The organism is Runella sp. R5_40 (assembly GCF_057652295.1).
In genome coordinates this window covers 489,556-511,775 of the sequence record NZ_JBYFCH010000001.1, presented here as the reverse complement: position 1 = coordinate 511,775, position 22,220 = coordinate 489,556, and the positions used below count along the sequence as shown (strand labels likewise).

16 protein-coding genes are annotated in these 22,220 nt (G+C 45.7%); 4 read left to right on the top strand and 12 right to left on the bottom strand.

Annotation, left to right across the window (positions count from 1 at the left end; genetic code table 11):
* Window positions 1-22: 22 nt before the first annotated feature.
* Entirely contained in the window at window positions 23-1,600 is a 1,578-nt protein-coding gene (atpA, locus tag AC23N5_RS02225) for a F0F1 ATP synthase subunit alpha (protein WP_183978253.1), read from the bottom strand.
* 305 nt (window positions 1,601-1,905) lie between these two features.
* On the opposite strand from atpA, the gene AC23N5_RS02220 reads away from it, so the two are divergent.
* Window positions 1,906-2,718 carry a DUF5672 family protein gene (locus AC23N5_RS02220; protein ID WP_487754328.1) on the top strand — a complete coding sequence of 271 codons (813 nt, stop codon included), beginning with the start codon at window positions 1,906-1,908 and terminating at the stop codon, window positions 2,716-2,718.
* Between the two features lie 21 nt (window positions 2,719-2,739).
* Entirely contained in the window at window positions 2,740-3,951 is a 1,212-nt protein-coding gene (locus tag AC23N5_RS02215; RefSeq protein WP_487754327.1) for a glycosyltransferase family 9 protein, read from the top strand.
* A gap of 80 nt (window positions 3,952-4,031) precedes the next feature.
* Here the strand turns inward: AC23N5_RS02215 and AC23N5_RS02210 are convergent, their stop codons facing one another.
* The 6 genes from AC23N5_RS02210 to AC23N5_RS02185 form a co-directional block, all read right to left on the bottom strand.
* Window positions 4,032-4,532, bottom strand: a complete 501-nt coding sequence (locus tag AC23N5_RS02210) for a hypothetical protein (RefSeq protein ID WP_487754326.1) — start codon at window positions 4,530-4,532, stop codon at window positions 4,032-4,034.
* A 61-nt stretch (window positions 4,533-4,593) separates the two neighbouring features.
* Window positions 4,594-5,310, bottom strand: coding sequence for a hypothetical protein (locus AC23N5_RS02205; RefSeq protein WP_487754325.1), 717 nt, complete (start codon window positions 5,308-5,310; stop codon window positions 4,594-4,596).
* A gap of 260 nt (window positions 5,311-5,570) precedes the next feature.
* Complete coding sequence (locus AC23N5_RS02200) at window positions 5,571-8,282, bottom strand: family 78 glycoside hydrolase catalytic domain (protein WP_487754324.1); 2,712 nt, start codon at window positions 8,280-8,282, stop codon at window positions 5,571-5,573.
* Window positions 8,283-8,461: 179 nt separating this feature from the next.
* The gene (gene purH, locus AC23N5_RS02195) at window positions 8,462-9,988 is read right to left on the bottom strand and encodes a bifunctional phosphoribosylaminoimidazolecarboxamide formyltransferase/IMP cyclohydrolase (RefSeq protein WP_183978265.1); all 1,527 of its coding nucleotides are present in this window, start codon (window positions 9,986-9,988) and stop codon (window positions 8,462-8,464) included.
* 219 nt (window positions 9,989-10,207) lie between these two features.
* Entirely contained in the window at window positions 10,208-12,244 is a 2,037-nt protein-coding gene (locus tag AC23N5_RS02190) for a M13 family metallopeptidase (protein WP_487754323.1), read from the bottom strand.
* Between the two features lie 109 nt (window positions 12,245-12,353).
* Complete coding sequence (locus AC23N5_RS02185) at window positions 12,354-13,187, bottom strand: lysophospholipase (RefSeq protein WP_487754322.1); 834 nt, start codon at window positions 13,185-13,187, stop codon at window positions 12,354-12,356.
* 378 nt (window positions 13,188-13,565) lie between these two features.
* Here AC23N5_RS02185 and AC23N5_RS02180 point away from each other — a divergent pair, with 378 nt between their 5' ends.
* Together AC23N5_RS02180 and AC23N5_RS02175 are read left to right on the top strand one after the other, a co-directional pair.
* The gene (locus AC23N5_RS02180) at window positions 13,566-16,322 is read left to right on the top strand and encodes a PSD1 and planctomycete cytochrome C domain-containing protein (RefSeq protein WP_487754668.1); all 2,757 of its coding nucleotides are present in this window, start codon (window positions 13,566-13,568) and stop codon (window positions 16,320-16,322) included.
* Between the two features lie 105 nt (window positions 16,323-16,427).
* A complete protein-coding gene (locus AC23N5_RS02175; RefSeq protein ID WP_487754321.1) occupies window positions 16,428-17,825 on the top strand; it encodes an MBL fold metallo-hydrolase RNA specificity domain-containing protein in 1,398 nt (465 codons plus the stop codon).
* 70 nt (window positions 17,826-17,895) lie between these two features.
* Here the strand turns inward: AC23N5_RS02175 and AC23N5_RS02170 are convergent, their stop codons facing one another.
* From AC23N5_RS02170 to AC23N5_RS02150, 5 genes are all read right to left on the bottom strand, one after another.
* The gene (locus AC23N5_RS02170; RefSeq protein WP_487754320.1) at window positions 17,896-18,192 is read right to left on the bottom strand and encodes a DUF952 domain-containing protein; all 297 of its coding nucleotides are present in this window, start codon (window positions 18,190-18,192) and stop codon (window positions 17,896-17,898) included.
* Window positions 18,189-19,259, bottom strand: coding sequence for a TerC/Alx family metal homeostasis membrane protein (locus AC23N5_RS02165; RefSeq protein WP_487754319.1), 1,071 nt, complete (start codon window positions 19,257-19,259; stop codon window positions 18,189-18,191). The genes AC23N5_RS02170 and AC23N5_RS02165 overlap by 4 nt, the downstream gene beginning before the upstream one ends.
* 133 nt (window positions 19,260-19,392) lie before the next feature.
* Window positions 19,393-20,112 (bottom strand): alpha/beta fold hydrolase, encoded by a 720-nt coding sequence (locus tag AC23N5_RS02160; protein ID WP_487754318.1) that lies wholly within the window; start codon window positions 20,110-20,112, stop codon window positions 19,393-19,395.
* Window positions 20,112-21,350 (bottom strand): ATP-dependent Clp protease ATP-binding subunit ClpX, encoded by a 1,239-nt coding sequence (gene clpX / locus AC23N5_RS02155; RefSeq protein ID WP_183978282.1) that lies wholly within the window; start codon window positions 21,348-21,350, stop codon window positions 20,112-20,114. The genes AC23N5_RS02160 and clpX overlap by 1 nt, the downstream gene beginning before the upstream one ends.
* A 255-nt stretch (window positions 21,351-21,605) precedes the next feature.
* Window positions 21,606-22,208 (bottom strand): superoxide dismutase, encoded by a 603-nt coding sequence (locus AC23N5_RS02150; RefSeq protein WP_183978283.1) that lies wholly within the window; start codon window positions 22,206-22,208, stop codon window positions 21,606-21,608.
* Window positions 22,209-22,220: the final 12 nt, after the last annotated feature.

Here is a 22,220-nt window from a genome sequence, read left to right as displayed (position 1 = left end):
ATGAACCTGCTAATGCAGTAAATTAAGCGTATTTAGGAGCGAGTTCGCGACCTAGTTTCTTGATAGTATCTGTTACTGAATCGTCCAATTTGCCAGCAGCCAATGCTTTCAACACTTCTGGATGCGAAGCTTTCAATTGGTGGATAAATTCGGTTTCAAATTCTTTTACTTTTGAAACGTTTACTTTATCCAATACTCCGTTGATAGAAGCATAGATAATCGCTACTTGGTCGCCCACACTTACTGGTGAGAACTGACCTTGTTTCAAGATTTCTTGGTTGCGGCGACCACGGTCGATGGTCAATTTAGTAGAAGCATCAAGGTCTGAACCAAACTTGGCAAACGCTTCCAATTCACGGAACTGCGCTTGGTCAAGTTTAAGCGTACCTGCTACTTTCTTCATTGACTTGATTTGTGCGTTACCACCCACGCGAGATACCGAGATACCTACGTTGATGGCTGGACGGATACCTGCGTTGAAGAGGTTTGATTCCAAGAAAATCTGACCATCAGTGATCGAGATTACGTTGGTTGGAATATACGCCGATACGTCACCCGCTTGTGTTTCAATGATTGGAAGGGCGGTCAATGAACCACCACCTTTTACTTTGTCTTTCAACGAAGGTGGCAAGTCGTTCATGTTTCTCGCAATTTCGTCCGACGTGTTGATTTTCGCGGCACGTTCTAGCAAACGGCTGTGAAGATAGAATACGTCTCCTGGATAAGCTTCGCGGCCTGGTGGGCGACGAAGCAAAAGAGATACCTCGCGGTAAGCAACGGCTTGTTTTGACAAGTCATCGTAAACTACCAAAGCAGGACGGCCAGTGTCGCGGAAATATTCCCCGATGGCAGCACCCGTAAATGGTGCAAAGAACTGCATTGGTGATGGATCTGCTGCTGACGCCGAAACGATAACAGTGTAGTCCATTGCTCCATAACGACGGAGGGTAGCTTCTACTTGCTTCACGGTAGAGGCTTTCTGACCGCAAGCTACGTAGATACAATATACTGGCTCACCTTTGTCGTAGAATTCTTTTTGGTTGATGATGGTATCGATACAAACGGCTGTTTTACCCGTTTGACGGTCACCAATCACCAATTCGCGTTGGCCACGTCCGATAGGAATCATGGCGTCGATTGATTTGATACCTGTTTGAAGAGGCTCAGTTACAGGCTGACGATAGATAACCCCAGGGGCTTTACGCTCAAGTGGCATTTCGTACGTTTCGCCTTGGATAGGTCCCATACCGTCGATAGGTTCCGCAAGCGTGTTTACTACACGTCCGATGATTCCTTCACCTACTTTTACAGAGGCGATTTCGCCAGTACGTTTTACGGTATCACCTTCTTTAATTTCGGACGATTCGCCGAGCAATACCGCTCCGACGTTGTCTTCTTCGAGGTTGAGGGCAAGGGCTTTGAGGCCATTTGCAAACACGAGAAGCTCTCCTGCTTGTACTTTGGTAAGGCCATAGATACGGGCTACACCGTCACCTATTTGGAGCACCGTACCTACTTCTTCGAGTTGGGCGTCGGTTTTGGCTCCTGCCAATTGTTCCCGAAGTATCGCCGAAACCTCATCCGGTCTTACAGCTACCATATTATGATATAAAGTTTATAGTGATTCATAAATTTGCCGCAAAATTAACGATAAATTTTCTTTGATAACAGACGAGCGTATAAAAAATGTACAATTTTTTGCTAAACAGCAGGTAGATGCTCTTGTGAGACCAAACAGCCTATTTTTGAGGCCAAAATTACAAAGCATAACTACCGAGAGAATAAACCCCCATCAGAAGGATATTTGAAAGGGTATCGGTAAAATTTTATTTTGGATAGACTTTTTCTTGTACCTTTGGGTGTCTTTTGTTACCCCAAAGAAATCAGCACCAACCCAAAGGTGGTATGAACCCAGTCGTCGTCGTTATTCCTGTATATAAATCTGATTTTACTGCATACGAACGGATTGCTTTTGTTCAATGCCTGAAAGTTTTAGGAAAATACTCCATTCAAATTGTTAAACCTCAATCACTCGACCTTCAATTTTTGACAGAAGTTCGGCCTCAATTGCATTTTGAGTCTTTTGATGATAGCTATTTTAAAAGTGTTCAGACGTACAACCGATTGATGCTTTCGACGGAGTTTTATGAGCGTTTCGCTAGGTATGAGTACATGTTGATTTACCAATTGGATGCGTTTGTGTTTCGGGATGAGTTGCTGGAATGGTGCCAGAAAGGATACGATTACATTGGAGCACCTTGGCGTCTTGAACGCGATTTTTCATCGGTAACGGACAAGCTTATTTTTCGTCTCAAGAAACAATTGGCGATTTGGTTTGATTTGCGCGACAAAAACCGAAACAATCAACCGTTGGATGTTATTCTCAAAATGACCGTAGGCAACGGTGGTTTTTCGCTTCGTAAGGTTCAGAAAATGCTTGATATTGTGCGTTCACAACGCCCTATGATTGAGCGTTATTTGGCAGGAAAAGGTTCTTTTTACAATGAAGACGTCTTTTTTTGCATCGAAATGAACCGATACTTCCAGCGGGTACGGGTACCGCATTGGCGCGAAGCATTGCGGTTTGCTGTGGAAGATAAACCGTCCAAATCGTTTGAGCTCAACGGCCAACAGCTTCCGTTTGGATGCCACGCTTGGGATATTCATGAGTTAGAGTTTTGGAAAGAGAAATTTAGCCAACTGGGTTACACTTTGTAAATAAAGAATTATAATTGATTGATGAAGCGATATTACAGCGGCACCCCTCGCGAGACAATTCCAATGCGTTTGACTGATTTTTTTATAGATGCCTATGCAAGGTGGTTCTATAAAAGGAGAGAACGTGGGTCTATTTCGAGTAGTCCCAAGGTGTTGATTGCTTCGTTGGGGCACATGGGCGATGCCCTGACGGTTTCGTACCTGTTTCCGCTGATTCGTCAAAAATACCCCAATGCCATCATTGATGTGATTACGCCGACATGGTGCAAGGCCGTTAATGAACATAATCCTTACATTCATCAGGCTATTTACCTCGACCACATCTTGAGTAATCGTGCCAAAAGTAGTAACTGGCAGAAAATCAAGCAGTTTTTTGCTACGTTCAAAACGGCAATTGCGATTTTAAAACGGGAAGAGTACGACTATTATATTGATGTCCGTACCTCCAACGCGGTATCTCATTTTATCCTGCCTTTTACGAAAGTAAAAAAAGCGATTGGATTTAATCGACGAGGGCAGGGAGGTTTGCTTGATGTGGAATTGACGTTGCCCGAAAATACGTGTTTCCATCATTTTGACACTTATGCAGCGCTCTTGAAAGAGATGAATATTACGGCCAAACTCGAAGATGTAAAGCCGTATTTTCATATTCTTCCGTCAGTTTCTTGGGAATCCGTTGGGACAAAACTTCCCTATCCGCTGGTCAATTCCTACGTCATGCTTTTTCCTGAAACGGGAGAGCCGCATCGACAAATGAGCCTTGCTTTTTGGGCAGACATTGTCCGAAAAGTTTTGCAAGAATCGTCTTATTCAGTAGTGTTTTGTGGCCAGACTGATTTATCTGCCCGCATTATCAACGAAATAAATCCCTCGTCAGTCGATTCAAATCGCCTTTTAAATGCGTCGCGGCTGTTGTCGATTCAGGAGTTGGCATTGGTGGCTACCCAAGCAGAATATGCCTTAACGCTTGATTCTTTTCCTGAACATTTGGCCTGTATTTTTTGTAAAACCATCACCATTTATCGGGTTTCGGGCTTGCCGTTTTTCCCGATTGCTAATTTTCCTGCATTGCTCTTCCACGGGCATCAACCCAGCGTAGGCATAGAATACGTCCGCAAAAATGTTGAAATTCATTACTATCCCGAAACGGACATTCCTGAAGTGAAGAATAAGATTACGGAACGAATACTACTAGAGAAAGTGGTTAATACTGATTCACAAGAGTGGGAGTAGCTTGTTAACAGTACTTTAAAGGTGCTAATGAGCTTGTATGTATGTGCTGTACTTCAAATATGTTTATACCTTCCTGTAGGCTACGAACTTTGTAAAAGAGCAAATAATGAGTTTGCAAAGTCTGAACGTAGATTTTTGTCAACTAGGTCTGTATGAAAATCTGATGTCACTAAATATTGATTATTTGATACGTCTATTTTTAACACAAAATTCAAGTTATATACATCAGAGACTTCAACTTTTCTTTTTCCAGCTTTAAATGACTCTTCGTAATCGCTAGTTGTGACGAAAAGGTATCTATCTTCACTCAATTTATTAATATAGTGAATCCTGAATTTTCCTATGTTGTTTTTATCCTTGTTTAGATAAAAATCAAGCTCTTTAAGACTATCGCTATTGTTAATACTCGACTTTTTTACTAAAATGTCGAGTGATTCTGCAAAAGCGTCTTCGGTATCAGTGTCTTTCTTTAATTGCTTAATGAGAGAACTAGTTCCCGATTTTGTTCTAAAATTCTCAATAATTTTATATCCAATATAAAGGATAGCAGCAGAACCTATAATAACTATTTTTGGGCTCATTCGATTGAAAATCAATAAGTTGAGTATTTTTTATGGGTGCTGCTAATAATCAATAAATACATTATTCTCCAATCAAATTTTGAGTAGGAACAAACGAAAGTGTCAAAGTAATTAATAGAAAAATACCTAACAAGATAAGGCCTATTGCAGCTCCATTACTAAACCCTTTGTCCCCTCGCTTCAGTACAATTGCATTAGCATTTATATGTAATCCTGACGAGGTAAATAAGTTTAAAGTTTCGTTTGTTAACTTTTCACCGCTATATTGCCCCTCTATACTGAAAGTTGGACTATTGAAATACGTACCAGTACTATCAAGGTCATTGTCTAAAACATGAGTATCGTAAATTACTAAATTCGCCTCTATATTGTCTGTGTTTTTATAGATAGCTATATTTCCTGTAGAATCAGCAATGATTTTTGAATTATCACTCTTTAACTGTGATACGGAATCTAAATTTATTTTTACAGATTCGTGTGGATATACAGGATAGTAAATACCAACCAGTGAATTATTTTTCTCCTTACGATATTCGACATAAGAACCAGAAGGAACAACAGCGTCCTTTATTTTTAAATAACGAGGTATATTTTCTGGGGATGTTTTTAATAACTCACTAATTGATACTTCTACAGGCTTACTTGAATATATATTGAATTTTAAATCAGGGATTGCTTCCCAAAAAACTACAAAAAATGACAAAAATATGCCGATGCCACGGTAAATAAAACTAAGCCTTTTGAAAAAGAGAGCAATTTGGATTATAGCTTTTTTCATAATTGTATTTAAAAACGTTAATTTATCTTATGATTTCATTGAAAAATAAAGAAAGGCAATAGTAACTATAAATTTAACCTTAAAAAAGAAAATTATAAAATATTTTTAAAAACATACGCATAGAATTAAAACAATATACCTAAAGGTTGGAGTTTTGGAAGTAAAATAGGCTTGAGAAAAGTACTGCCGCTTATACTTACCCAAGCCTATTGTTTTTAAATTGAAAAATGAACTGCTCATAGCCCTACTAATTTCTTCCGCTACCACTCAAACAAATACTCTCCACTTCCAACTTCCAATGCTCCTTCTACAAGCTTGAGGCGTTGGGTTTGGGCAAGTTGATTTAACTTATCTGCACCAATGCTAGGAAGTTTGACAAGGGCTTTTGAATTGGTGGGTACGCTTATTTTTAAGGTAGTTTTTCCGTTTTGTTGTTCCCACGACGAAGCTATCGTTCCATACGGAGATTCATAGGTAGCTTTGGTGGAAGTAAACCCGCCGCCAGGTTTGGGTGCAATCACAAATTTTTTGAAACCAGGCTCTACCAAATCAATTCCTGCCATGTTTTGATACATCCAATCGCCAATGGCACCGTAGGCATAATGGTTGTAAGAGTTCATGCTAACATCCTGAAAACTTCCATCGGGTTTAATTCCGTCCCAACGCTCCCAAATCGTGGTTGCGCCTTTCTTAACGGGGTAGAGCCACGAAGGGTACGTTTCTTGATTCAGTAGGTCGTAAGCGACGTCGTTTTTGCCAAAACGAGTCAGGACGTGGCACAAATAAGGCGTACCCAAGAAGCCCGTAGTGAGGTGGTTGCCGTGTCGCTTGATGTCTTGCACGAGTCGCTCAACGGCCTGTGGACGAAGGTTTTCGGGTAATAAATCGAAATGAAGTGCCAACACATAAGCCGTTTGGGTATTGCAAACCAACCGACCATTGGGTGAAACGTATTCTTGCAAAAAGGCTTTTTTGATGTTTTGGAACAACTCCCCGTACAAGACGGCATCCGTGGCTTTGCCTAGGGTAAGTGCCGCTTTGGACGTTAGGTTAGCCGAATGGGCAAAAAAGGCCGTCGCAATAAAGTCATTGTCGGTTACAGGCTCTCCAAATTGTGCGGCACCACGGTACGACAGCCAGTCACCAAAGTGTTCGCCGTTGGTCCACAGAAGCTTAGCCCCCGCGTTTTTACGGACATACTCCACCCATTTTTTCATGGATTCGTACTGCGTTTCTAACAGACGACGGTCGGAATACACTTGGTAAAGTGTCCAAGGGGCAATCGTTGCGACGTCGGCCCAGCCTGCCGATGACTTAATGTCGTCTGGGTTTTTATTTTGAATCACGTCGGGTACGACGTGCGGAACTCCGCCGTTGGGCTTTTGATCAATCGCCACGTCGCGTAGCCATTTGCTAAAAAAGCCTGCTACTTCTTTGTTGAACGTAGCGGTACGAACAAATGCTTGGGCGTCGCCCGTCCAGCCTAGGCGCTCATCCCGCTGCGGGCAATCGGTGGGTACGTCCACAAAATTGCCAATTTGTCCCCAAACAATGTTTTTTTGAAGCTGATTTACCAGCGGTTTTGACGTTTCAAACGTTCCTGAATTGGGGAAATCAGAGTGAATGACGATGCCCGTGAGGTTATCGAGGGTGGGTGGATTGGGAAGCCCTTCGATGCGGGCGTAGCGAAAACCCATGAACGTAAAACGAGGTTCATAGACTTCGATGCTGTCGCCTTTCAGGGTATAATTGAGTTCACATTTGGCCGAGCGGAGGTTGGCGGTGTAAAAATTGCCTTTTTGGTCGAGGACTTCGGCGTGGGTAATGCGGATTTTGGTGCCAGCAGGGCCTTGCACGCGCAACCGAACCCATCCGACCATGTTTTGGCCAAAATCATAAACGGTTTCTCCCGCGGGCGTTGTCAGTACCTTGAGGGGTTTCAACTCTTGGGTACGGCGTACGGGCGGACCAGCGGGGGCAATTAGGTTGTCTTTGGGGTAATTGCCAAGACGGACATTCCACCACGCACTTTCGTCGAAACCAACGGCTGCCCAGCCTTTTTTCTCCAAACGTGCGTCGTAGGTTTCACCGTTGTAGAGGTCATTTTCGCGGACAGGGCCGTTGTTGTTGGCCTTCCATGTTTCGTCGGTACCAATGATTTGTTCGGTTCCGTCTTCGTATTTAATCACCAATTGACTCAGCAGGGCGACGCGTTCACCCCATACGTTGCGGTTGTTTTCCCACACCAAATAGCCACGGTACCAGCCATCGCCCAGCATGGCACCTATCGCATTGTTGCCTGCTTGAATAAATGCTGTGACATTGTAGGTAAAATACGGAATACGAGCTTGGTAGGCCGTCCAGCCTGGGCTGAGGACGTCTTTGCCGATGCGTTGGCCGTTGATGTACATTTCGTTGAGTCCACGGCTGGTGACGTACAAACGGGCGGAGGCTATCTTTCCTTTGGGTTTGGTAACAAACTCTTTGCGGAGAAGCGAAGCGGGTTGTTGTTTTTTGAAATCAATTCCTTCTTTTTCGGGTTCAATCCATTTGGCTTGCCAGTCGGAAGCGGCTAAAAGGCCCATTTCAAAGAAATTGACGGCCGATTCGGCTACGTTTCCGTAATTATCGACGACTTTGACTTTCCAGAAATACCGTTGGCGACTTTGTAGGTTAGGACCTTGGTAATCAATGAGGTGAGAAGCGTCAGAAACAACGTCGCCCGATTGCCAAATAAGCCCTTTTTTGGAAAATTTATCGTCTTTTGAAACTTGGATTTGATATGATTTTTGAAGGGTATTGCGCTCCTTGGAAAAGAGCTTCCAGCTGAAACGAGGCAAAAAGGCATCAATACCAACGGGATTGGTTTTGTACTCTACCCGCAGCTGCTCCACGCGCAAAGGGGAAGGCGGAGGTGTTTGTCCAATTACCGAAAGCGACAAACACAAAAAGAACAACAAAAAACGATTCATTGGGGAAAACGATTGATTTACTAGATAAAGGCTGAAAGGAGGGGAATCTACACGAAAGAACCGTGAAGAATGCGAAAAGCGGCGGCCAGTTCTAAACTGACCGCCGCTTTTTTATGTGTAGGGTTGCTCACAACCCGACTGTACTAGCTTAGAGGGTTGTGAGCAACCCTCTACACCTATTAGTGCTTAAAGTGACGAACGCCCGTTGTCACCATCGCCATGCCGTTGGCGTCGCAGTATTCAATCGAATCTTTGTCGCGGATAGAGCCACCTGGTTGTACCACTGCGGTAACGCCTGCATTGTGCGCGATTTCGACGCAGTCGGCAAACGGGAAGAACGCATCCGAAGCCATTACCGAACCTTTCAATTCAAAGCCAAACGACTTCGCTTTTTCAATCGCCTGACGAAGGGCATCCACGCGTGACGTTTGACCCGTACCACTTGCAATAAGTTGGTTTTCGTTGGCCAATACAATTGTGTTTGATTTGGTGTGTTTACACACTTTCAACGCAAACTCCAATGCTTTTACTTCCGCGTCAGTGGGGGCTACTTTCGTCACGGTTGTAAATTGAGAAGCGGTTTCTACTACCAAATCTTTGTCTTGCTCCAGTACCCCGTTGAGGATGGTTTTGAACATTTTGGTAGGCAACTCAATGTTTTTACGCTGGAGAAGAATGCGGTTTTTCTTCGATTGCAACAACGCCAACGCATCTGCTTCGTAGGCAGGAGCAATCAAAATCTCCATGAAAAGCTTGTTAAGTTCTTCAGCCGTAGCCAAGTCCACCGTTGTGTTGGTGATAATAACCCCTCCGAAAGCCGAAACAGGGTCGCAGGCCAAGGCATTTACGTAAGCCTGATGAGACGTAGCGGCCGTTGCTACGCCACAAGCATTGGTATGTTTGATAATCGCAAAAGTAGGTTCATCGCCAAACTCGTCGATGAGCGCAACGCAAGCGTCAACATCGACTAAGTTGTTGTACGACAACTCTTTTCCGTGAAGTTTGTCGAACATCGCATCCAAATCTCCGTAAAACGTCGCGGCTTGGTGCGGGTTTTCGCCGTAGCGAAGGGTTTGTTGTGGACAGTTTGCTGTTTGCAGTTCAGGGAAATTACTAACAGGCTGGTTCAAAAACCACTGATTAATCGCGGTGTCGTAGTGGCTAGTAGTGGCAAAAGCCTCTTGCGCATAACGACGACGGTCGGCAAGGTCGGTAGCGCCGTCTTTTTCAGTAAGAATAGCGAGTACGTCAGCGTATTGATTCCGCGAAGAAACGATGAGTGAATCTTGGAAGTTTTTAGCACCTGCCCGAATCAATGAAATACCTCCGATGTCGATTTTTTCGATGATGTCTTCGGCACTTGCCCCCGACGCAACGGTTTCCTCAAAAGGATACAAATCGACAACCACCAAGTCAATCGATGGAATGTTGAACTGAGTGGCTTGAGCCAAATCGCCAGCGTCGTCACGACGGTACAAAATACCTCCAAAAACAGCAGGGTGAAGCGTTTTTACGCGGCCTCCGAAAATAGAAGGGTAGCCCGTAAGGTCTTCCACCGCAGTCACAGGAATTCCCATGTTTTCGATGAACGTCTGTGTTCCACCCGTTGAGTACAACTTTACGCCGTGTTGGTGGAGGAGTCTTACGATTGGTTCAAGACCGTCTTTGTAATAAACCGAAAGTAAGGCCGATTGGATTTTTTTCATTGGATTGGGAGTTTGCGCACTTCAAATAGTTGCTTCTAAATCGTGTTTTTTGGTTTAAAATACTTTGATTATTAGGCAATTAGTGCGGTATGTGGTGGTAAAATAACTAGGGATGACTTAGTTGTAAAAAATGAAGCCGCAAAATTACGGCTTTTATAACAAAAAATCGCCTTGTCGATGAAGACAAAGGCGATTTTTAGGGTAAAAAATGAGAATCAATTACCAAATTTTCACTCGATTGGCTTCAGGACGGTACATTTTGTCGCCAGGTTGTACGCCAAATGCTTTGTAAAATGGCTCAAAGTTGGACAACGGGCCATTGGCGCGGAACTGCCCTGGAGAGTGCGGGTCGGTGTTGACTCTCAAGCGAAGGGCTTCGTCGCGGAGTTTGGCACGCCAGATTTGTCCAAAAGCCAAAAAGAAGCGTTGCTCAGGTGTAAAACCGTCGATTTTTTCGTTGCCTTTACCTTGCTTCGTAAATGTCTTGAAGGCTTCATACGCGACCGAAAGCCCCCCAATATCGGCAATGTTTTCGCCTAACGTCAACTGACCTTTTACGTGCAAATTATCCAAAACGGTAAAGCCGTCGTATTGGTCAATCACCACTTGGGCGCGTTGTTTAAACTGGTCGTTATCGTCTTTTTTCCACCAATTCTTCAACATTCCCATGTAGTTGTATTGACGTCCTTGGTCGTCGAAACCGTGCGTCATTTCGTGGCCAATCACGGCCCCGATGGCACCGTAGTTGAAGGCATCATCGGCTTCTGGGTCAAAGAACGGCCACTGCAAAATTCCCGCTGGGAACGCGATTTCGTTGCGCAATGGGCTGTAGTAGGCGTTCACCGTTGGCGGCGTCATGCCCCATTCGGTTTTGTCAACGGGCTTGCCCAAACGACCCAACATTTCTTCGTAACGCCATTTGCCAAAGGCTCGCACGTTGCCGTAAAAATCGTTGCGTTTTACGGCAACGCCTTCGTACGTTTTCCATTTAGACGGATAACCGATTTTGGGCGTAAATGCTTTGAGTTTGCGAAGGGCTTCTACTTTGGTTTCAGCAGTCATCCAGTCGAGTTCGTTGATACGTTTTTCAAACACCTTCTGAAGATTGGCTACCAACTCGTCCATGCGTTTTTTGGCTTCTGGTTTGAAGTGTTTTTCCACGTAAAGTTGTCCCAACAAATCGCCCGCAAGGTTGTCGGTAAGGCTCGAAATCCGCTTCCAGCGGTCTTGTTGCGCTTTTTGCCCGTTAAGGGTTTTGCCACTGTACTCAAAACTAGCCTCTACAAAGGGTTTGCTGAGGTAGTTGGCGGCGCCACTGATGACCGAAAACTTCATTTTGGCTTTCAGCGTTTCGATGTTGGCCTTAGGCAACCATTCGTTGAGGGCTTCGTAGTACTTTGGTTGGCCTACAATGATGCTGTCGGTTTTCATACGCATCGTCGTCAATCCATTCACCAAGTTGAGATTGGGCACTTTGGCGGCAAAATCCTTGGTGGCAAATTTGTTGTACATCGCCACAGGATTTCTCATTTCGATGCGACCCATGTGCGAAGTAGCGATTTGGGTTTCCAAAGCCAAAATATCGTCGGCCAACTGTTGGGCTTTGGCGGCGTCGGTACCTGTGAGGGTAAACAGCGTCGCGATGTATTTTTTGTAAGCATTCCGAACCTTGATAGTAGGCTCGTCGGTCTTGGTGTAATAGTCTTTTTCGGGAAGCCCTGTGCCCGTTTGGCGCATACTCACGATGTACGTATCGGGGTTTTTAGCATCTTGCCCAATGCCTGCACCAATAAATGTGCTTCCTCCGTCTTGGGGGTGAGTGGCCGAATAACGGAGTAAATCTTCGTAGTTTTTGATTTTGTCGATTTCGGTCAAAACGGCTTTAATAGGTTCGTAACCAAGCTTTTCGATGGCAACGGTGTCCATACCCGACGCAAAAAAGTCGCCAACGCGCTGTTTGACACTTCCCTTAGGGGACTTGTTCGCGGCGGCCTCTTCCAAAATGGCTTTGAGGTTTTTAGAATTGCTGTCTCGAAGAATGTTGAACGACCCCCAAGCCGTTTCGGAGGCAGGAATGTCGGTTTTTTTCAACCAGCTACCGTTGGCATACAAAAAGAAGTCTTCGCGCGGGCTAACGCTCAAATCCATGCCAGATAGGTCAAGTCCTTTGTTGGGCTTTGGGTCGTCTGATTTGACGAATGCGACAGAAAGTGCTCCTGCGAGCATCCAACTAGCCGTAAATCGTAATTTTTCCATTTTTGGGTTGTTAGTTTGAATGATTATTAGGCAAAATTCCTCAATACCAAATGAAAACCGATGGCGTATGGTCTATTTTATGTACTAACCCGATGATTTTGTCGATAAATCAGTCTTTTATATCATGCTCTAACCATCCCAAGGTAAAATTAAAAACTTCCAATTTTTGAGGTTCATTGTGAATTTCGTGGTACATACCCTGCCATTTTTTGTAAGTGACCGAACTACCAACGCGCTGAGCAAACTCTTCGCTGGCGGGTTGAGAAGTGAGCAAGTCTTCGTCGCCGTGCATGATGAGGGTCGGGATGGGCATAGGTTTTTCGTACGAATTGAGAAAAGCAGCGGCTTCAAGTAGTCCAATGCTCGCGGAGGCAGTGATGGTACCGTGAACCAACGGATCATTTTTATAGGCTTCTACCACGGCGGGGTCTTTGGAAATATGGTCTTGTATCAAGCCACTTCCTTGCGAAAATCCTGGGAGCACCTTGCGAAAAAGTTTACCGATGGTCACTAAAATAGGCTTCGGTTCAAACGCCAGTCGAATCCACGGCCCAGTGGCAATCACACCTTTGAGGGCAGGTTTGCGACGAAGGGTGTAATTAAGCGCCAAATTTCCCCCCATCGAGTGCCCGTAGAGATAGATAGGTAGCTGAGGTACTTGTTGTTTGGCATAGTTGAGAAGGGTTTCAATGTCATTGAGATAGACATCGTAAGTAGGAGCGTGCCCACGTTTACCTCCCGATTTGCCATGGCCGCGGTTGTCCATCGAAACGACAGAATAGCCGTTTTGGTTAAAAAAATCAGCAAAATGAGCGTAGCGACCACTGTGTTCGCCAAATCCGTGAATGAGTACGATGACTGCTTTGGAAGAAGGTGCGAGCCAAGCGCGGGCAAAAAGAGAGGTGCCGTCGCTGGCCGTGAGGGTAGTAGTAATTTCAGACATGGTTAAGGAGTTTTGGGGGGAAGATACAGAATTTGCGTCTATATCCATTCTAAAACACATAGAGCCCATTAGAATTTTCACATAGAAAACATAGCTCTGTTCTCTGTGCTCTATGTGCAAATTCTATCTGAACTATGTGTTTACAAAGTAACTGAAACAATTGATTGATTGAGAAAAAGAGACTCCAATTTAAAACACATAGAGCACCTTAGAATTTTCACATAGAAAACATAGCTCTGTTCTCTGTGCTCTATGTGGAAATTCTATCTGAACTATGTGTTTACAAAGTAACTGAAGCAATTGATTGAGTGAGAAAAAGAGACTCCATGCCTTTTATAAATGGAAAGGCTAGATTTGATTTTTGAAGAAAACAAGAAAATGAAATCAAAATGGATATTGACGGGGGCTGCGGCGATTGTGCTGTTGAGTTCCTTTTCGTTTTTAGGAATTTTTAGTCACCAAATCAATTTTAATGAGGAGGTAAAACCCATTTTGAACAAGCACTGCATGGCGTGCCACGGTGGGGTTAAGAAAGCAGGAGGCGTGAGTTTTTTGTTTGAAAAAGACATGTACGACCCTGCCAAATCGGGGAAACCTCCTGTGGTGGCGGGAGACGCCGAGGAGAGCGAAATGATGCGGCGGATTTTGCTGCCCGAAGGCCACGAAGATAAAATGCCCAAAGATGGCCCGCCGCTTTCAACCGAAGAAGTTGAGATTCTTACCAAATGGATTGACCAAGGGGCTAAGTGGGGCAACCACTGGGCGTATAACCGAGTCGAGCGGCCGAGTGTGCCTTCTGTTGGTAGTTTTTGGGCGCGATTGGGCTTTACCGACGATGAGGAAACGCGCTGGGCTAAAAACGAAATTGACCATTTTGTGCTGGAAAAGCTGCGCGAACAGCAACTCAAACCCGCTGCCGAAGCCGACCGCGCTACGCTGATTCGTCGAGTGAGCTTGGACTTGACGGGATTGCCTCCGACGGATGCTCAAGTCCAGCGATTTTTGAAAGATACTTCTCCCAAAGCCTACGAAAATTTAGTGGATTCGCTCTTGGCCTCGTCGGGCTACGGGGAGCGCTGGGCGGGAATGTGGCTCGATTTGGCCCGTTATGCCGATACCAAAGGATACGAACGCGATCCTGGGCGAAGCATTTGGCGCTACCGCGATTGGCTCATCAAGGCGTTTAACGAAGATAAAGCCTACGACAAGTTTGTGGTGGAGCAGCTCGCGGGCGATTTGTTGCCTAACCCAACCGATGCTCAGTTGATTGCGACGGGTTTTCACCGCAATACCATGAACAACGACGAAGGGGGAACGCAAGACGAAGAGTTTCGGGTAGCGGCGGTTATCGACCGAGTAAATACGACTTGGGACGTTTTTCAGGGGACGACATTCGGGTGTGTGCAATGCCACAGTCATCCGTATGACCCGTTTACCCACGAAGAATACTACAAATACTTGGCCTTTTTCAACAACACCCGCGACGAAGACGTGACGAGTGACACGCCGACGCTGCGTTTTTATGGAAAAGAAGACTCGGTGCGGGTTGTAAAAATTGGGCAGTGGATAAAAGCTCACCAAGGGCAAAAAGGGATGAAATTGCCCGATTTTCAGCGCTTCGCGCGAATTATGGAGCCGAAGGTCAATTCGCACGATTTTGACCAACACGTCAATGCGTCGTTGTTGGATGCCAAATACTTTGGGATTCAAGACCAAGGAACGGCGCGCTGGCCGAATGTGACGCTGACGGGCAAAAATAGGTTATTACTGAACATCGGTACCAATGCTGAAAATGCGCTTTTGCAACTTCACCAAGATAGTACGAAAGGGAAAGTCATTCTTTCGCTCGAATTATCCAAAGTAGGAGATACCGTGATGGTGCTGCCTGTAGCGCCTGATGGGGGGAAACGTTCGCTATTCTGGACGCTCCATAGCCCCAAAACGCCCAAAGAATGGGTAAGAATCAAGTGGGCGGCGTTTCAGGAGGCTTTGCCAGGGAAAGACGAAGCTGGCTTTGCCGATGTTGAAAAATTGTACGCCGAAATTCTGACGGGTGGGGTGGAAAGTACGCCCATTATGTACGATGGACACGGCGATTTGGCGCGTACGACACACGTTTTTGAACGAGGTAACTGGACGGTCAAAGGCAAGAAAGTAAACCCTGACGTGCCCAACCTCTTTAGAGAATCGGGAGCAAAAAACGCTTCTATGAAAAACCGTTTGGATTTGGCCCAATGGATGACATCGCGAGAGCATCCACTCACGGCGCGGGTGGCGGTAAATCGGATTTGGGAGCAGTTGTTCGGAACAGGCATCGTCGAAACGGTCGAGGATTTTGGCTCACAGGGCATTACCCCCACCCACCAAGAATTACTGGACTGGCTGTCGGTGGAGTTGATGGAAACGCACCAGTGGAGTCTTAAAAAACTGCTCAAACAAATCACGCTTTCGGCTACGTACCGACAAAGTGCTGCCGTCACTCCCGAAAAATTAGCCCAAGACCCCTTCAACAAATGGTTGTCGCGGGGGCCACGGGTGCGTCTTTCGGCCGAGCAAATTCGTGACCAATTGCTGGCTACCAGTGGTTTGTTGTCGCACAAAATGTACGGACGTAGCGTGATGCCCTTGCAGCCCGATAATATTTGGCTTTCGCCCTACGATGGGGCAAAATGGCAACTGAGCGCAGGCGAAGACCGCTACCGTCGAGCGTTATATACTTATTGGAAACGGACGGCTCCTTATCCGTCGATGGTGATGTTTGATGCCCCCAGTCGGGAGTTTTGTCAAGTAAGGCGTATCCGAACCAATACGCCATTGCAGGCATTGGTAACGCTCAACGACCCCGTGTATTTGGAGGCAGCGCACTGTTTTTCGGAAGCTATTGCGGCGAAGTACGCGAGTCCGCAGGAGCAAATTCGCGAAGCCTACCGCCGTTTGACGTACCAATCCATCTCTCCCAAACGTTTACAAGTTTTGCTTAATTTGTATAACAAGTCATTGGCAAACTATCGAAAAGATACTGGTGCAACGAAGAAGCTTTTGGCCAACGATGGCAACGCCACGCCCGAACTGGCGGCTCTGACTGTCACCGCAAATGCCATGCTTAATTTGGACGAAGTAGTGACAAAACCATAAAGTAGTGACGAATGTCAAATGCAGAATGTCGAGTTTAGAGTGCAGAATGTCGAATAAATACGTTTAATTCGAGACTCGGGGCTTTACGTTTAAACAAAAAATCAGATGAAAATACAATTCTTTGGCGCGGCGCGCCGCGTAACGGGCTCTAAGCACCTGATTACGACCGAAAAAGGAACAAAAGTTTTGCTTGATTGTGGGATGTTTCAAGGGATTAACACTCAAGATCTTAACCAAAATTTTGGCTTCAAAGCCAATGAAATTGATTTTGTGGTGCTCTCCCACGCCCACATTGACCACACGGGGCTGCTGCCTCGCTTGGTTCGTAAAGGTTTCAATGGCCCCATTTATTGTACACCTCCAACGGCCGATTTGTGTAATATTATGCTGCTTGATAGCGCTTTTATTCAGCAAAAAGACTTGGAACGCATCAACGAACGCCGTCGGAAACGGGGCGACGAAGAGTTGGAGTTGTTGTACGATGAAAACGACGTGCGCAAAACCCTTGAATTGCTGGTGACAGTCGATTATCACCAAGATTTTTGGCTTAATACCGACGAGATAAAAGTACGCTTTACCGACACAGGACATATTTTGGGAAGTGCAGCGGTGCATTTGACCATCAAAGACCAAGGAACTGAAAAACAAATTACGTTTTCAGGAGACGTGGGTCGCCCAGACGACAAAATCTTGCGTAGCCCTGAGCCATTCCCGCAGGCCGAAGTGATTATTTGTGAGTCAACCTACGGGAATCGTCAGCACGAGCCTGAGCCCGACATGAAGGCGCACTTGCTGCGGGTGGTGCGTGATACGTGCGTAACACGAGGAGGAAAACTGATTATCCCTGCTTTTGCCATTGACCGTACCCAAGAACTGATTTATGCCCTAGATCAATTGGCCAACGAGGGACTTTTGCCCCGTCTAAAAGTATTTATTGATAGTCCGTTGGCCATCAAGGCAACGTCTATCATGCGCAAGCACGATGAATATTTTAATCCTGATATTTTGGAATATATTGAGAAAGACGGCGATGCGTTTAACTTCCCTAACTTACACTACGTGTCTGATGTACAGGAGTCGAAGGCCATCAACGACCTCAAAGAGCCTTGTGTGATTATTTCGGCATCGGGGATGGCCGAAGCGGGACGGATTAAACACCACATCAGAAACAATATCCTCAACCCCGATAACACAATCATGTTGGTAGGTTACTGTTCTCCTGATAGTCTTGGGGGAGCGCTAAAACGCGGTGATGCGGAAGTGCGGATTTTTGGAGAAACGTACCAAGTAAAGGCGAGAGTAGAGGTGATGGATTCGTTTTCGGCCCATGCTGATTACAACGAATTGATTCAGTTTTTGAAATGCCAAGACCCCGCGCAGGTGAAGACGTTATTTTTGGTGCATGGGGAGTACGACAACCAACTTGCTTTTAAACATCGCCTTGAAGCGGAAGGCTTCCGCCATATTGAGATTCCAGACCAGTTTACGGTCTTTGAGGTGTAGAAGCCAAACTTCCCGAAAGTTCAAAACTTTCGGGAAGTTGAAAGGAAGTTGAAAACCTTCGGGAAGGTATCTACGAAAGAGGAGTTACTTCCACCACGGCTTCGCGATTGATACCACCATAAATGTGCGGGAACAATTCTCCGTTGTGCGGGGCAGGTTCGTAAAGTAGCGTTGAGGTAAGTTTTGACTCGTCGATGTGCAGCAAAACCAAGCCTGTGACGCCCACATAATACCGCTCCAATACCCCCGCAATCTGCTCTTCGAGGCTACAATGGATGAACGTTTCAGCGTCGAATGTTTCGCTGAAATAAGCGGGTTGGCCTTCAAAGCCTTTCCAGTAATCTTCCGAAACAATGTGATAAATCATGCGTTAGCAGGGGTTTCTTCTTTGGGAGGAAACAAAAGCGAAGCAATGACTGCCACGGCCAAAATTCCCACAATGATGTACAATGAATAGATGGTTTTGAAACCCCATTTTTCCAAGTAGCTGTGGGCAATCATCTTGGTTCCAATGAACGAAAGCAAGATACCCAAGCCTGGCTTGAGGTAATGGAATTTGTCCATGATGCTCGACAAGAAAAAGAACATCGAACGTAGCCCCATGATGGCAAATACGTTAGAAAAGAAGACGATATATGGGTCTTTGGTGATGGAGAAAATCGCGGGAATAGAATCCACGGCGAAAATCAAATCAGTGAAAGCAATCACAATTACCACCACAAAAATAGGTGTGATGTACCATTTTTTGAACCGCTTATGATAGACAAAAAAGTGGTCGATGACATTGCGTTTATACACATTGAAGTATTTTGACGCAAACTTCACCGCAATGTGGTCGTTGGGGTTCATTTGTTCGTCTTCTTCTTTTTCGAACAAAATTTTCACCCCCGTGTAAACCAAAAAACCACCAAAGATGTAAATAATCCACTCAAACTGCTGGAGCAAGGCCGAGCCCACAAAAATGAAGATAAAACGAAGCACAACTGCGCCCGAAATTCCCCAAATCAAGACTTTTTTGTAGAACTTTTCGTGGACGCCAAACGAATTGAAAATCAGAATAAAAACAAAAATATTGTCGGCCGAGAGCGAATATTCCACCAAATAACCTGTGATGTACTCCAGGGCCATGTTGTTTTCAAAGATTTGGAGACTCGCGTCAAAGTTATCGGGCACAAGGACGAGGTGTTTGGCGTATTTATCTACAATTTCTTGCAAATGAGCCATGTCCGACACGTCGTGGATGAGGTAGCCATATTGTTTGATAAAGAAATAGAAGGCAACCGACAACGCCACCCAAATGGCACTCCAGATACCTGCTTCCTTAAAACTAACAATGTGGCTTTTTTTCTTGGAAAACACACCAAGGTCGATGAGCATTACGAAGATGACAAAAATCGTAAACGCTCCAAAAAATAGAGTTTCGTTCGAGAGCATATTTGTTTAGTGGGTAAAATAGCTTGAAAACATCCGCACGGAGGCTTTCGCAGGCGCCGTTTCTAGGGGTAGAAGCGAGAACTGTTGGTCAAAGTTCCATAGATTCTTTCAGAAAGCCAAGAATAGCAGTTCCTTATTCGATATTTTTCAGAAACTCCGCCAGCGCATTTGCGCAGGCTTCGGGCGCTTCAAACATACCCATGTGGCCTACTTCGGCCAGCACGAGCGTCTGCGCATTTTGGGGAAGTTCGCTGAGCCCGATGTTCTTTTCAAAAGGAATAAATTTATCTTCTTTCCCAAAAATGAATAAAACAGGAAGAGACGTTGCCTCCAAAACCGCCGTACGGTCGGGGCGATTCATGATGGCTTTGAAGCCTGCAATCACCGCATCGGTAGGAAGTTGGGAGTACGTTTGAATATGATTTGAAAGTGCTTCTGGATTCGTTTCGAGGTAGCTTTCGGCATACATGTTGGGAGAGGCCTGTTTAATAAACGCCGCTGCCCCGTGGGTTTCCATAAACCGAAGCGTTTTGATGCGTTGCTCGCGCTTGGCTTCGTCGTCGGCGTAGGCCGTGGAATGAAACAACCCAAATCCAGCCAATAACTCAGGGTATTTTTCGGCAAAAGCCAACGCAATGTAGCCACCCATCGAATGCCCCACCAGCACACAGCGCTCAATGCCTTGTTCCAACAACCACTCCCGAAGCCCTGCGGCATAGTCTTCGATGCTCACAAAGCGAGTTTCGGAGGCAAGTTCAGGGGTAAAGATAGGGTACTCAGGAAGGCATTTTTTGATGCCTTCCCAAATTGAACTATCAATACCGTGGCCGTGAAGAAGTACGAGCGGTGTCATTAGGCGACTGATTTAAGGATGTGTATAGACGAACGCTCAAACTTCTCGCGGGCGTAATCGAGCGTAAGGGTAAACTCGGTAACGTCTTTGTTGGATGGCAAATCGAACATCGCATCGGTCATAATGGCTTCACAGATGGAGCGAAGACCACGGGCCCCGAGTTTGTACGCCAACGCTTGGTCAACAATGTATTCAAGCACTTCATCATCGAAAGTGAGTTTAATCCCTTCCATTGAAAACAGCTTTTTATACTGTTTCGTCAACGCGTTTTTAGGCTCAGTCAAAATCTGACGAAGTGCATCGCGGTCGAGCGGATTGAGGTATGTCAACGCTGGAAGACGCCCGATTAGCTCAGGAATCAAACCAAACGACTTCAAGTCTTGGGCCGCTATGTAGCGCAGCAAGTTGCCTTTGTCGAAAATTTCTCCCAAACGGCGGTCGGTCGTAAACCCAATCGGGCGCGAATTAATCCGTTTGGCAATGTGGCGGTCGATACCATCAAAAGCCCCTCCGCAGATAAACAAAATGTTTTCAGTATTAAGCGGGATTAGCTTTTGGTCGGGATGTTTACGACCTCCTTGCGGCGGTACGTTCACCACCGAGCCTTCCAACAATTTAAGAAGCGCTTGCTGAACCCCCTCGCCACTCACGTCGCGGGTGATAGAAGGATTGTCGCTTTTACGCGCGATTTTATCAATTTCATCAATAAACACGATGCCGCGTTCGGCTGCTTCGGCGTTATAATCGGCCGCTTGGAGAAGGCGCGTCAAGATGGTTTCTACGTCTTCGCCTACATAACCTGCTTCGGTCACGACGGTCGCGTCGGCAATACAGAAAGGTACTTGGAGCATTTTGGCGATGGTACGGGCCAAATAAGTTTTCCCCGTCCCTGTTTCACCTACCATGATGATATTCGATTTCTCAATCTGTACATCATCGTTCGACTTTGGCTGCATTAGGCGCTTATAGTGGTTATAAACGGCCACCGAAAGTGTTCTTTTTGCCTCGTCCTGGCCAATGATGTATTGGTCGAGGTAGCGCTTCATTTCCAGGGGTTTAACAAGGTTAAACTTCGGGGTAGAAGGCTTTTCTTTTTTCTTTTTTGGGTACAACTCTTCTTGCACTACCCCGTATCCTTGTTCGATACAGAAGTTACAAATATGGGCATCGATGCCCGAAAGCAGGAGCTGAACCTCGTTCTTGCGTCTGCCGCAAAATGAGCAATTAATTGCAGCCATGGAAGGTGTCAAAATAGGCGAAGTATGATTTTAATATGCAAAGGTAGATGATAACAACCACAATCGCGAATAAGTTTATCTTGCGAAATACGCATAAACCGCAAAACATGTTGCTAGTTTCGCAAAAACGGCGACGAAGCTACCAACTAACGAGACGTACTAGGACAGGTCTCAACGTTGAGTAGTTAGAAAAAATCCCCCTCGAAAGAAATTCGAGGGGGATTTTTTAGTCCTTGAGAAGACCCAAAAACAAGCTTACGCTCCTTGGAAAGTAGCTTCTGCTTTGTTCCAATCTACAACGTTCCAGAAAGCGTCCACGTAGTCGGGGCGTTTGTTTTGGAACTTCAAATAATAAGCGTGCTCCCACACATCAAGGCCGAGGATAGGTGTGCCTTTTACTTCGGCAATGTCCATCAAAGGGTTGTCTTGGTTGGGAGTCGAAGTGATGGCTACGCCTTCGGCAGTTTTGATAAGCCACGCCCAGCCCGAACCAAAACGGCCCAACGCTGCTTTTTTGAACTCGTCTTTGAACGCATCAAATGAACCGAACTTAGCGTCGATAGCCGCCGCCAAATCACCTACTGGAGCGCCGCCACCGTTGGGTGAAAGGATATTCCAGAAAAATGTGTGGTTCCAGTGGCCACCGCCGTTGTTACGAACGGCTGGTGAAATAGCGCCTGCGTTGGCTACCAATTCTTCGAGGCTTTTGCCTTCGTTTGGCGTACCAGCTACGGCATTGTTGAGGTTCGTAACGTAAGTATTATGGTGACGACCGTGGTGGATTTCCATTGTCGTTTGGTCGAAATGGGGTTCCAACGCGTCAGATGCGTATGGAAGCGGATCTAATGTAAAAGCCATGTGATTGGTTGT